Raw genomic sequence first — 12821 nt, forward strand, 5'->3', positions numbered from 1 at the left:
CACCGAGATCAACCAAACCATCCAGCCAAAACCCATATTCTCGCGGATCGAAATGAACCCCAGGCCCGAAGCCGCGATCCAGATCGCAAACAAAGCGTAAATACCACGCGCCTTTTTTACCTGCCCGGCACCGACAAGTGCCGGAGCCAACAGGAAGGGAAGCTTGTAGAGCGGTGGGAGATGATAGCTAAGAACAACAGCAAATCCAGTCAGGATACCCAGCTGGATTGCAACACCGCTCCGCTCTGGATCAACCATTCGGACCAATTCCCAGGTCATCAGACCGCAGGCAGCTGCAATGAAAGCCTCAAACCACAGACCGCCAAGCCAAACTTCGATTGCACCGATTGCAATCAAAACAACTGCGGACAATATGCGGGCAGTCAGATCAGACCATCGGCCATCACTCATGCCAGAACCGCTCCAAAGCGCCGTTCCCGGGAACCAAAGCTCTTGCAAAGGCGTTCCAACTCGGCCGCAGTAAAGTCAGGCCAAAGTGTATCGATAAATTCGTATTCGGAATACGCCGATTGCCAGAGCAGGAAATTTGAAATCCGTGCTTCGCCGCTGGTACGGATCACCAGATCCGGATCCGGTAGTACCCTAGTGTCTAGATATCTGGGCAGCGTTTCTTGGTCGACATCGTCAGGCAACAGTTTGCCGTCAGCCACATCCCGTGCCAACCGCTGGGTTGCACGCGCGACTTCGTCCCGACCGCCATAGTTCAACGCAACGGTCAGGTGGACAAGGTCATTGTCCTGCGTTTCCCGCTCAAGTGTATCCATCAAATCGGTCAGCTTTGAATCCAGCCTCACTCGATCACCGATAAATCTCACGCGGATACCGTTCTCTTTCAGCGTCCGCGTCTCTTTCACGATGTAGCGTCGAAACAGGCTCATGAGTCCAGCGACTTCGACCTGAGTTCGTTTCCAGTTCTCGGTCGAAAATGCGAACACTGTCAGATACTTGATCCCCAGTCCCGGGCATGCCTCAACAACTTCGCGCACGCGACGGGCACCGGCATGATGACCAAACAGACGTGGCCTTCCCCTCGCCTGAGCCCAGCGGCCATTTCCGTCCATAATGATGGCAACATGGCGCGGCCCCTGGACCGGCGGTGTTTGGGGATCCTTGGGCATGATCGTGGCTCAGACCTGCATGATCTCGGCTTGTTTGGTTTCAAGAGCGGTATCGACCGCTTTGATCATCTCGTCGGTCAGATCCTGAACTTCAGCTTCCCAAAGTTTCTGATCATCTTCGGACATGCCATCGGCCTTGGCCTTCTTGATCTGATCCATACCATCACGACGGACGTTGCGGATCGACACGCGTGCGTGTTCTGCGTACTGGCCTGCAACTTTACCCAGTTCGCGACGGCGCTCTTCGTTCAGTTCCGGGATGGGCAGCATGATGATCGTGCCGTTCAGCTGTGGATTAATACCCAGTCCACTTTCACGGATTGCCTTTTCGACCTTACCAACAAGACCTTTGTCCCAGACATTTACCGTAACCATACGAGGCTCGGGTACGTTGACGGTACCGACCTGGTTAATCGGGGTCATTGAACCGTAGGCATCCACCATCACAGGCTCGAGCATCGAAGCAGAAGCGCGCCCCGTGCGCAGCGAGGCAAATTCGGTTTTCAGGTTGGACATTGCGCCGTCCATGCGGCGTTTAAGATCATCGGTGTCCAGAATAAAATCATCAGACATGCTGCTCACTCCCCGTATTCAGGTGCTGTTCGGATGGGTCTTAAGCCATCGCAAATGGGATGTATAGCAATCATGATCAGGAATTGTACCAATGACCAGAGTTGTTTCTGCCATTTTGTACCATTTTCCAGAATAGAAGACCGGCCAGCACGATGACTGACCGGTCAACCGAGTTCCGGTAAAGGTCAGCTGTTTACATCAACAACGACGCGACCCTTTACCTGTCCCTGAAGGATATCAGCGCCCAATTGCGGCAGATCGGACAGTGTCGCGGGATGTACCATGGCTTCCAGCTTGTCCATTGGCAGATCGGTCGCGACGCGTTGCCAGGCCCTCACACGGTTATCATAAGGCTGCATTACACTGTCGATACCCAGCAGGTTCACGCCACGCAAAAGAAATGGGATCACGGACGCAGGCAGAGCAGCACCACCTGCCAGGCCAACAGCCGCAACTGAACAGCCATACTTCATCTGCCCCAGCACGCGGGCGAGCATTGCGCCACCAACGGCGTCAACGCACCCTGCCCACATCTCGCTTTCCAATGGGCGTTTGGTTGTCTCATTGAGCTCATCCCGCGGCACAATAGTCGTCGCACCCAGAGATTTCAGGTAGTCTTCGGTCTCAGGGCGGCCTGTCACTGCCGCAACTTCATATCCCAGATTGGCCAGAATCGCCGTGGCGACCGACCCTACGCCACCCGCTGCGCCGGTGACCAATACCGGGCCATGATCAGGTGTCAGCCCATGATCTTCCAATGCCATTACTGCAAGCATTGCGGTAAAACCTGCCGTCCCGACGGCCATCGCCTGACGTGCGTTCAAGCCTTCGGGCAGAGGGACAAGCCAATCGGCTAGAGCATTTGCTTTTTGGGAATACCCGCCCCAATGCGCCTCGCCCACGCGCCAACCAGTCAGTACGACCTTGTCGCCAGGCTTGTAACGATCATCCGAAGATGCCTCGACCGTGCCCGCATAGTCGACGCCGGGAATATGTGGATAGCTGCGCACAAGGCCGCCACCCTTAGGCGACATACACAGTCCATCTTTATAGTTGACGGTCGAATACTCAACGGCAACTGTCACTTCTCCGTGCGGTAGCATATCCTCGGATACCTGCTTGACCGACGCGCTTGCCAATCCACTTTCTTCATCTTTTTCAACGAGTAACGCATTAAACATCATCTTGCTCCTAGCGACGGGTCTGTTGACCCTTGTTCTTTTGTGGTCTGGCTTGATCAGCGCCAGAATTTCTCCTGCACTTCAGCCCAACGCATTCCATGCTCGGTCAATACCTCGACCCGTGTTCCCGGGCCCCAATGGGACCTGTCGACCATACCGATTGCGACATTCACCCCAAACTCGGGCGAGAAAACTGCCGACGCCACCTGCCCGACCTGACCGCCTTCGGCCATCAACGGCCACGCTTCCGTGCAGGGTCCGATCTCTCCTTCAATGACAAGCGGTCGGATTTGGCGTGGAGGGCCGTTTTCCGCCTGATCGGCCAAAGCTGTCTTGCCGATGTAGTCCTCTGGTGAATTGCAAAACCGTCCCAACCCACATTCATAAGGTGTGTTTTCGCGCCGCATATCCGAGCCAAAGCTCAGCAAACCGCTTTCGATCCGCTCGATATTGTTCGGACACCCCGCCCGCACATGCAGGTCACGACCTTGGGCAAACAGCGCATTCCACAATGGCATACCGTAGTCGGAGCCTTCGACATAGATCTCGAACCCGCCCTGTTTCGACCAGCCAGAGCGAGCCACAACAAACTCGGTGTCCTCAAATGCCAGACGTTTGTAGCGGAAGAATTTGATATTACGGACTTCTTCGCCAAAAACGCGCGCCATCAAATCGTCTGCTTTTGGTCCCTGAACCGCCAGTGGCGAGACATCCGGTTCGGTGATTTGAACATCCAGATTCAGCGCAACGGCTATCCCTAGTGCAAATTGCCAAAAATCCCCATCAGCCACCGACAGCCAATAGTGATCATCGGCAAGCTTGATTGCTACCGGATCATTCAGCATGCCTCCATTCTGGTCGACAACGGGAACATAGTAGCACTGATCAGCCTGCATCCGGTCCATGTCGCGAGGGCTGAGCATCTTCATCAGACGCAGCGCGTCTGGCCCTTTGATCTGAACCTGACGCTCACAGGAGACATCCCAGACCTGCACATGTTGCTTGAGATGCGCCGCATCCGCTTCGACGCTTTCAAAAAAAGTTGGCAACAGCATATGGTTATACACTGTGTAGCCGCTCACGCCTTCGGCTTCGACACCAGGTGAAAACGGTGTTTTTCTAACGCGGCGGCTGGGTGTGATGACTGCCATCTCAAAAATCCTCGGGCAGAAAAACAAGGTCGCTGACCGGAGCGTTTGAGCCTGCTTCGGTCAACATTTTATGCAGCTGACCCCTATGGTGGGTCTGATGATTGAACATGTGGATCACGCATTGTGCGTAAGGCTTTGTAACATCCGCCTTTTTCGCAGCTGAGAACCATGTGAAGGACCCCTCGATCGGATCATCCCCTAGGGTCCGGGCCCAGTCAGTGATACGCGCGTCAATGGTTTCGCGCAGTGGCAGCCACTCCGCCAGATCAGCACAAATTGACGTGCTTTCCGGAATACCACCATCAGGGGCAGCGCCTTTGTCAAAGCGTGACATCCAGATCCAGTCGCCCCATAGAAGATGGTTTGCTGTACCCATGATAGATCCGAAAAAGGCTCCACGATCACGGGTCAGATCGGCAGGTGAAAGCTCCTGAAGAAAAGCAGCCAGCTGACTGTTTTCCCATTGATTATATCGGGCCATTTCCCGGGCAAACGCTCCGGTAATCATCACTTGGGCCCGTGCCAGTCGATTGGGCAAATCTCGGCTGATTTGCCACCGAAATCCCAAACCCGGCCATAGTCACGCACCTTGGACTTGGTGCCGCGAGCAACGATAATGTCCGGGCCCATCCAATATTTTGAGTTGGACACCATGACAGGATGCTCGGGGTCTTTGCCAGCCAGCATCTCAATCTCACCCTGAATTTTCCGGCCGATTACGATCCGGCGCTTGTTGCCATCGCGTTCGATCTGAACAGGCGCACGCTCAGCACCGATGATTTCGCTAACCAACATGGTGAACAAACCGGTGGTTCCACCTGCCTGACCACTGAATATCTGCAGCAATCCATTATAGGCCTTACCGCTTGCTCGCTCATCCATGTAAGCGGCGACTTTCCATTGCCCTTCGCCCATGCGCCCAGGAATGTCTACCAACAGGCCCACATTCAGGCCCGAGAGGTCCTCGCCCTCGTAATGTCCTTCGTCGATGATCACGCCCATCCAAGCGTGACAATGCCCTTCGGTCGGAGGATGCGCGCCCAGCGAAACCACGCAAGGACAGAACACGTCGCAGGAACAGTTCAGGATCAATTCGCCCTTGATGGCCCATTCAGTCGGGCTCATCTCGCGACGTTTTGGGTTTGGCATACGGCTGTCGATGCGTTGACTGATCGGTAGCCTGTCGGATTCCGGTTTTCTGTTCTTTGCCATAGACTTATCCTCCGAATGCAACTGGATAGATGAGCAGAGCCAAGCCGCCCGCGATCAATAGGAACCCCATTGGACGGGTCAGGACGTGCCCGATCTGGGGGAGTTTCTCCAAAACCATGAACAGCGTCGCGAGACCCATCCACAAGAGGCTCATTACGCCACCGACGAAGCCAAGCGCCATGAAACCCCAACAACAACCAACGCAGAACGCGCCGAGACCAAGGCCCATTCGCAGACCGCCGGTAAAACCCGTTTTCCAATGGCCCAGGAAATACGTCATCGGTGCATGACAGACCCCATGGCAGACTTCTTTGACGCGGGTAAACTGAAACGCGCCGACTGCGATAAGCAAACCACCGGCCACCAAATGCGATTTAGCAATCCCGAGCATATCCACGACCCCGCCAAACAGCAGAGCCAGCTGCACGCTGGTAATCAGCGCTGCAAACCCAACCCAAACGACGAAATATCCAGCCAACACTCCGATCCATCCTGCGCGGGTGCCGTTGGCGCTGCTGATCAGGTCTTCATAGCTGCGCAGAGTTGGTATCAGCGTCGGCAGCATCATCGCAGCCATCATGATGGCCCACATCCAGAACAGCGGCCCGAACTCGGCCATGGGCATGTACATGTCCATCCGGGGGTCCATGGCCCTCATGGCTTCGCCCATTGGTCCGGGGCGCCCGATCCAATCGAGATCCATGTCACGGCTCATCGAGTACATCATCCACCACGACCACAGAATCATGATGTAGAAACCCAGCCATAACCCGCTGCGTATCAATGCGCGATGCAAGTGTTCCTCCCGACTCATCCCTTGCTTTTCAAATGTCAGACTTTTAAATGTCAGACAAATAAAAATTTACATTGGCCGCCAGAACATGAAACTCAAACCTTCTAAACCTACGGATCTGTCGGCACATATCGCTCAGGCTATTCGCGATGCGATTGTATCAGGCGAACTGATCGTAGACGAACGTTTGCCTTCGGAAGCCGAACTTTCAGATCAGTTTCAGGTGTCGCGCCCCACTGTTCGCGAGGCTTTGAAAAGGCTGGCAGCTCAGTCGCTTATCCGGACACAGCGTGGCGCATCTGGTGGGGCTTTTGTTAATAAATTGAGCTTCGAGGACGCTTATTCTCAGCAAGTCACGACCTCGACGTTGTTGCTGTCGATGAATGCCGTAAGCTTCGATACAGCCTGTGAGGCGCGCTATTCTCTGGAACGAGCCTGTGCGGCTCTGTCTGCCGAAAGACGCACGGCCGATCAGCTGGCCACGATGCGGGCCGAGATTTTTCGGCAGTCACAACCCGGACTTACGGATGAGGCGTTCTGTGCATCAGATGTTTCGTTCCACCGGGCGTTGGTGGATGGTGCTGCCAATCCGGTACTGTCCTATCAGTTGGCCGGTGCGGTCGAGGCGATGCAGCCCCTGATGAACATGATCACCTTCACCGCGCGATCCCGGGAAGAGATCATCGCCCTTCACAGCCGGATTGCAGACGCGCTTGAGGCCCGGGATGCCAAAGCGGTAGATCAGGCGTTGCTTGAGCTTGAAGCCTATACCCGCCAATTGGCACGCGATGTAGCCGAGAAACGACGTAAACCAGATTGAGATCCGATCAGATAAAACTTGACGCAAGACACTGACGAAAAGGACACTCGAGCAGGCACCATGACACCCGGCATCAAGACCGGAACTCTCAATAAAGATTGAATTTCAATTGCTTACGGGAGGACGTTATGAACCAAAGACCGGACCCAACCTTTTATCCATCAGCCAAGCTTGCGATGGAGGGGCCTACTGAAACTCTGGCTTTTACGCTGATGCTCAGTCCTGATTTTTCTCAACCGGATGGATTGGCTGTTGTGAACGTCGATCCAACTTCGGATGATTTCGGGAAAATCGTTCATCAGGTGATCATGCCAGAAAAAGGCGACGAGTTTCACCATTTCGGATGGAATGCTTGCTCGTCATCCTTATCACCGCTCAGTGGTCATGCATTTCTGGAACGTCGCTATCTGATTATCCCGGGTATTCGATCCAGCCGGATCTACATCATTGACGTTAAAAGCCCACTGGAAGCCAAGATCCACAAGATCATTTAACCCGAAGAAGTCTTTGCAAAGACAGGGTATTCCCGCCCTCACACGATCCATTGCGGACCGGAGGGTATCTATGTCAGCACGCTTGGCGGCGGTGGCAAAGATGGCACTGATGGCCCTCCGGGTATCTTCATCATGGATTGCGAGAGTTTTGAGATCATTGGCCGTTACGAAATCGAGCGCGGCGTGCAAGACAAGCATTATGATTTCTGGTGGAACCTACCACGGGATTACATGGTCAGTTCTGAATGGGGTCTACCTCCGCAATTCGAAAACGGGATCGTCGCCGAGGATCTGCTGTCGAACAAATACGGTCATCGCATCCATTTCTGGAACCTGCGTAATCGGACCAACATCCAGACCATCGATCTGGGTGAGAACCACCAGATGGCGCTGGAAATTCGCCCTGCCCATGATCCGGTCAAACAGCACGGTTTCTGCGGTGTCGTGGTCGACACGACCAACCTGCAAGGCGCGATATTCACGTGGTGGCGCAACGATGACGGAACGTTTGAAGCCAAAAAGACCATAACTATCGATCCGCAGCCTGCCGATCCAGACGATCTGCCCGAGTTGCTAAAGGGCTTTTCTGCCGTTCCACCACTGGTCACGGATATCGATCTGAGCCTGGACGACAAGTACCTCTATGTGTCCTGCTGGGGAACCGGAGAGATGCATCAGTATGACGTATCAGATCCGATGAACCCGAAACTGGCCGGCAAGGTAGAAATCGGCGGTATCGTCAAAAAAACCAAGCATCCCAACGGGCAAGACTTTGGTTATGGCCCGCAAATGGTCGAAATCAGCCGGGACGGTAAGCGTGTCTACTGGACCAACTCACTGTACTCGACCTGGGACGATCAGTTTTACCCTGGCGATCGGGGTGCGGCGATGGTCAAAGCTGATGTAGGTGAAAACGGTGGTCTGACGCTGGATCCGAATTTCTGGGTCGACTTCCCGGATGGTTATCGCAGCCACCAAATCCGACTGGAGGGCGGCGACTGTTCGACGGACAGCTTCTGCTACCCCTCCGTCTGATTTGGAATTTCTGATGACATCAACGGCCGGCCTCTGGCTGGCCGTTGTTCTGAGCGGCGCCTATCACGGCTTAAATCCCGGTATGGGATGGCCGCTGGCCGTATCAGCAGCACTTATGGAACAGCGTCAGTCCGCGCTATGGCGGGCTTTGGCAGCTCTGGCCGGTGGACATTTTCTGGCCATGCTAGGGGTGCTGTTGCCCTTTGCACTTATGGCGGTTTTGGTGGATTACCAGCGCGAAATCCGAATTGGTGCGGCGCTGATCGTCATCGCGATGGGACTTTACATCGCTATTGCCCGAAGACATCCCCGCGCCCTGTCCCGCATCCCGCCAGGCAGATTGGCTTTGTGGTCGTTTCTTGTGGCCCTCGCGCATGGCGCGGCTTTGATGTTGGTGCCAATCTATCTGGGCCTGTGTGGTTTGGACGAATTGGACGCAGGCCATCGCGCGGTTTCTGAAATCATGACCACCAACGGCCTTTTGGTTTTAATCGTTGCTGCCGTTCATACCATCGCGATGGTACTTGGAGGCGGAGTTCTTGCGTATGCGGTTTACCGATGGCTTGGCCTGCAATTTCTCTCACGCAGCTGGTTCAATCTCGAGCTTATTTGGGCACTAAGCCTGATCCTGGTTGGCGTGCTTGGGCTCTGGTCAGCGATTTAGGTGCTTTTCTTTGCTTTCAGTCGGATTACTCTTTCCGGGCAGATACTAAGAACACATGAGGCAAAAATGATAACGACCGTCAATGTGATTGCCGCATTGCTCACAATTGGCTTTGGGCTGTTCGGGTTTCTGGCACCCGCATGGACTGCCACATCGCTGGATCTGGCCCCAACCAACAGCAATATGGGACTGAGCGAGATGCGCGCATCGGTCGGAGGTCTGTTTGTTGTGACCGGGATCGCAGTCCTTTGGCTCAACAACCCGATGGCCTACGCCATGCTGGGTGTTGTTTATGCCGGTGCGGCATTGGGCCGGTTTGTATCGCTTGCGCTGGATAATCCGCCACTTGTCAAAGCAGCGACCTTTGGTGGAATCGAACTGGCGCTCGCGGCCTGGCTGATTTTCGCAAACATCAGCAAGACTTCATAACCACTTGATAATGCTTAAATCAGTGTAGCTCATTCTGGATTTGCATCCGACCGGAACGTCACCTATATAGGGATTGTCCTTCGGGACTATGGACATAAACGCGCTCGTAATAAGCGGATCGGACCCGGGGGCGGTACCCGGCGGCTCCACCAACATCCTTCGTTTGAGGATCATGGGGCCGAAATAGGATCGACGAACGTCTAAAGGGGTTAGCTTTGTCTCGGCTGTCTGCCACCGTTACCGGCGAAAATAGTACAATTGCAAACGACAATCGTGCTCCGGTTGCAGTTGCTGCGTAAGCAGTAACAAGACCGAAACTTAAGCCCTTGCGCCTAGCCGCGTAAGGCGGGGTTCGCAGGTACCTGGCAACAGAAACCTGCATTTTGCAGCATAATGTCTGAGTTTTTGCCTCTGAATTCCATTCCGGTTCAGAGTTTATTCACTCTTGTTCTGCAATCTCCGCTCAAAAGACAGGAGATCCGGGATGACGAATTCAGAGAGATTACGGGCGTGGTATTCCGAAGTCTGGGAAAAAGGAAATACCGACGCGATTGATCAATTCTTTTCGCCTGACACCATGGCCGAAGGGTTGATTCCCGAAATGCAGGTCGGCGCAGATGATTTTCGCGATCTTGTCACGGCCTTCCGGCACATTCTTGGTGAAATAACCGTAGATCTGCCCAAGATCATTGAGGATGGTGATTGGGTCTCGGGCGTTTTGCACGTCAGAACATTCAGGGCCGACAACGGTGCCCCGCTGGAGGTTACGGGGCAGGTCATGGCGCGGTTTAAGGGTGACAAGATGGTTGAAGCCTACAACCAGTTCGACTTTATCTCGCTCTTTGAACAGTTGGGCCAGTTTCCCCTCGATACGCTCCCTGTTTGCATGACCGGGCAAAGGCTCGACTGGGCATAGCCACAATCCACGCAATCTTGACCCTATCTGCGGTTACGCTGTAGCAAGACCCCATGGGGTCAGCTTGCGAACACCCCGTGAGGCGGCAGCCCAAGTTTCGCATGTATCGGAAATGACCGAGGAAACATGCTATGGCTGCCCCAAACGCAATTACGCCCCGACAACTCATGCGACTGATCGGAACACCGCAAGTCCCGGTGCTGGTCGACATCCGAACCGATCCGGATTTTGAGGATGATCCCTGCCTTATTCCCGGTTCTGTGCGTCACCCCTGCTCAGACATCGAGGGCATCATAGAACTGGTTGGCGATAACCCATGCGTCATCATTTGCCAAAAGGGTAAGAAACTCAGTCAGGGCCTGGTGTCCTGGTTGATGAGCGAGGGCCACGCGGCAGAGTATCTGGAAGGCGGTATGTTTGCATGGAGGGACATGCCGGATGCGCTGTCGTTTCCGGTTTCCGCAGTACCCGCCCCCGTCGTAGAGAATACACTTTGGGTGACACGGCATCGGCCGAAAATCGACCGTATCGCCTGCCCTTGGCTGATCCGGCGTTTCATTGATCCAAAGGCCAAGTTCTTGTTTGTGTCTCCAACCGAGGTTCAGGGCGTCGTAGATCAGTTCGGGGCAACCCCCTTTGATATGGAAGGTGTGTTTTGGAGTCACCAGAACGAACAGTGCACCTTTGATACGATGCTGGATGAGTTTGACCTGCGTTCACCCGCATTGGATCGGCTATCAACCGTCGTTCGCGCAGCAGACACCAATCGACATGAATTGTCAGCCGAAGCTGCTGGCTTGCTTGCCATCTCAGTCGGGTTATCTCGCCAATATCGGAACGACCATCAGCAATTGGAAGCCGGTTTGGCGCTCTATGATGCGCTTTACCGCTGGGCGCGCGATGGTTTCGAGGAAAGTCACGACTGGCCTACGGATCGCAAAAAATGACCCCGACCACTAAAGAGCTTGTTCAGGTGTTTGGACGCATCGGGCTTTTGTCCTTTGGCGGCCCGGCGGCACAGATTTCATTGATGCATCAGGAGCTGGTGGAACGGCGCCCCTGGCTGGATGAGCAGACTTATTTGCGCGCTCTGTCGCTGTGTATGCTGCTACCGGGGCCAGAAGCAATGCAACTGGCCACCTACGCGGGCTGGCGATTGCGAGGGGTTGCAGGGGGATTGATCGCCGGCAGCCTGTTTGTCCTGCCCGGTGCTTTGATCATCGCGGTATTGGTAGGGCTTTATGCGGCCTATGGTGATCTACCATTGGTTCAGGCGGCGTTTCTGGGCGTCAAAGCCACTGTCATCGTTATCGTCGTGCAAGCGCTAAGAAATCTCTCACGCAAGGCGCTGACCGATACCGAACATCGTGTAATTGCAATCTTGGGTTTTGTGGCAATTTTTGCGCTGAATCTGCCGTTCCCCTTGATCATTCTGGTGGCTGCGATCTGGGGCTATGTCACGTCTGGAAATTCAGTTGCCGAGGCCACATCATCCCCCTCCCCGGCACTCACCAGTCCCATTCGCACAGCTGTGATCTGGCTGACCCTTTGGCTGGGGCCGCTCATACTACTCACTTTGACCGGGCAAACACTTCTAAGCGATCTGGGTTGGTTCTTTGCCCGATTGGCGGTGGTTACATTCGGTGGTGCTTACGCAGTTCTCGCGTATATGACCCAAACCGTTGTTGATACCTACCAGTGGATCAGTACCGATCAAATGATTGACGCGCTGGGCCTAGCTGAAACAACCCCAGGCCCGCTTATTCTGGTCACCCAGTTTGTGGCTATGCTGAGCGGTCAGATCGCCGGAGGTGCCTCGCTGGCTATTGCAGCGGGAATCGTGGCTCTTTGGGCGACGTTCGTACCTTGCTTTTTGTGGATCTTCCTTGCAGCCCCGTATCTGGACCGTATTGCCACACGCCCGCGGCTGGCAAACGCAATGCGCGGCATCACAGCTGCGGTGGTCGGAGTGATTCTCAACCTCTCGGTGTGGTTCGGACTAAACGTGCTGTTCGGATCAGCCCCGGACTTAACATGGGGTCCGATCTCCCTGCCCGTTCCTGAGCTTGCTACGTTGGATGTTTCGGCCCTTGTCCTGACAGTCGCCGCTGCAGTGTTGATTTTCCGGCTGAAATCCGGTTTAGCCACCACTTTGGCCGTAATGGTTCTGTCCGGAATAGCTCTGCATTTAATCTGAACAATCAGGCGCAACCCGGTCTTTCGTTTCCGTCCAAATCCCCTATGCTGAGGATAACCACTTTCGAGGATGACACATGTCGCAAGACATTGATTATGGGAACTTGATGCACACGGCCATGCGTGGCCTGATCAAGACTGTTCTGAGCAGCGTTGCAGAAACCGGCCTGCCCGGCGCGCATCATTTCTTCATTACTTTCGACACCCGGCAGGAGGGC

Annotated in this window: 15 protein-coding genes, 1 other RNA gene and 1 pseudogene; 9 read left to right on the forward strand and 8 right to left on the reverse strand. The window is 54.6% G+C overall.

What is annotated here, in order from left to right; all coding sequences use genetic code 11:
* The 8 genes from E1297_RS36565 to E1297_RS36600 form a co-directional block, all read right to left on the reverse strand.
* Window positions 1-411, reverse strand: a 411-nt coding sequence (locus E1297_RS36565) for a phosphatidate cytidylyltransferase (RefSeq protein ID WP_196223483.1), incomplete at its 3' end; no start/stop codon positions are given.
* The gene (uppS, locus tag E1297_RS36570; RefSeq protein ID WP_155146944.1) at window positions 408-1139 is read right to left on the reverse strand and encodes a polyprenyl diphosphate synthase; all 732 of its coding nucleotides are present in this window, start codon (window positions 1137-1139) and stop codon (window positions 408-410) included. The genes E1297_RS36565 and uppS, both read right to left, overlap by 4 nt.
* A gap of 9 nt (window positions 1140-1148) precedes the next feature.
* Entirely contained in the window at window positions 1149-1712 is a 564-nt protein-coding gene (gene frr, locus E1297_RS36575) for a ribosome recycling factor (RefSeq protein WP_155146946.1), read from the reverse strand.
* Window positions 1713-1897: 185 nt separating this feature from the next.
* Entirely contained in the window at window positions 1898-2893 is a 996-nt protein-coding gene (gene acuI / locus E1297_RS36580; protein WP_155146948.1) for an acryloyl-CoA reductase, read from the reverse strand.
* A gap of 56 nt (window positions 2894-2949) precedes the next feature.
* Entirely contained in the window at window positions 2950-4044 is a 1095-nt protein-coding gene (locus E1297_RS36585) for a dimethylsulfoniopropionate demethylase (RefSeq protein WP_155146949.1), read from the reverse strand.
* A gap of 1 nt (window position 4045) precedes the next feature.
* Window positions 4046-4525 carry a DinB family protein gene (locus E1297_RS36590; protein ID WP_209016223.1) on the reverse strand — a complete coding sequence of 160 codons (480 nt, stop codon included), beginning with the start codon at window positions 4523-4525 and terminating at the stop codon, window positions 4046-4048.
* 26 nt (window positions 4526-4551) lie between these two features.
* The gene (locus tag E1297_RS36595) at window positions 4552-5256 is read right to left on the reverse strand and encodes a DUF1326 domain-containing protein (RefSeq protein WP_155146951.1); all 705 of its coding nucleotides are present in this window, start codon (window positions 5254-5256) and stop codon (window positions 4552-4554) included.
* A gap of 4 nt (window positions 5257-5260) precedes the next feature.
* A complete protein-coding gene (locus E1297_RS36600) occupies window positions 5261-6052 on the reverse strand; it encodes a DUF2182 domain-containing protein (RefSeq protein ID WP_155146954.1) in 792 nt (263 codons plus the stop codon).
* An 85-nt stretch (window positions 6053-6137) separates the two neighbouring features.
* On the opposite strand from E1297_RS36600, the gene E1297_RS36605 reads away from it, so the two are divergent.
* The 9 genes and pseudogenes from E1297_RS36605 to E1297_RS36645 all read left to right on the forward strand — a co-directional run.
* Window positions 6138-6869 (forward strand): FadR/GntR family transcriptional regulator, encoded by a 732-nt coding sequence (locus E1297_RS36605; protein ID WP_155146956.1) that lies wholly within the window; start codon window positions 6138-6140, stop codon window positions 6867-6869.
* A gap of 128 nt (window positions 6870-6997) precedes the next feature.
* Window positions 6998-8398: pseudogene (locus E1297_RS36610) on the forward strand (selenium-binding protein SBP56-related protein).
* A gap of 13 nt (window positions 8399-8411) precedes the next feature.
* Complete coding sequence (locus tag E1297_RS36615; RefSeq protein ID WP_155146958.1) at window positions 8412-9062, forward strand: hypothetical protein; 651 nt, start codon at window positions 8412-8414, stop codon at window positions 9060-9062.
* A gap of 66 nt (window positions 9063-9128) precedes the next feature.
* Window positions 9129-9491 (forward strand): DUF4345 family protein, encoded by a 363-nt coding sequence (locus tag E1297_RS36620; protein WP_155146960.1) that lies wholly within the window; start codon window positions 9129-9131, stop codon window positions 9489-9491.
* Window positions 9492-9527: 36 nt separating this feature from the next.
* Window positions 9528-9874: a transfer-messenger RNA gene (gene ssrA, locus E1297_RS36625) on the forward strand.
* A gap of 101 nt (window positions 9875-9975) precedes the next feature.
* Window positions 9976-10407, forward strand: a complete 432-nt coding sequence (locus E1297_RS36630; protein WP_155146962.1) for an ester cyclase — start codon at window positions 9976-9978, stop codon at window positions 10405-10407.
* Window positions 10408-10538: 131 nt separating this feature from the next.
* Window positions 10539-11354 (forward strand): sulfurtransferase/chromate resistance protein, encoded by an 816-nt coding sequence (locus E1297_RS36635; protein ID WP_155146964.1) that lies wholly within the window; start codon window positions 10539-10541, stop codon window positions 11352-11354.
* Window positions 11351-12604 (forward strand): chromate efflux transporter, encoded by a 1254-nt coding sequence (chrA, locus tag E1297_RS36640; RefSeq protein ID WP_155146967.1) that lies wholly within the window; start codon window positions 11351-11353, stop codon window positions 12602-12604. Before E1297_RS36635 ends, chrA begins: the two co-directional genes overlap by 4 nt.
* Window positions 12605-12710: 106 nt before the next feature.
* A partial coding sequence (locus tag E1297_RS36645; RefSeq protein WP_256372807.1) for a ClpXP protease specificity-enhancing factor SspB occupies window positions 12711-12821 on the forward strand: 111 nt, incomplete at its 3' end.

It is taken from the genome of Roseibium sp. RKSG952, from assembly GCF_009711355.1.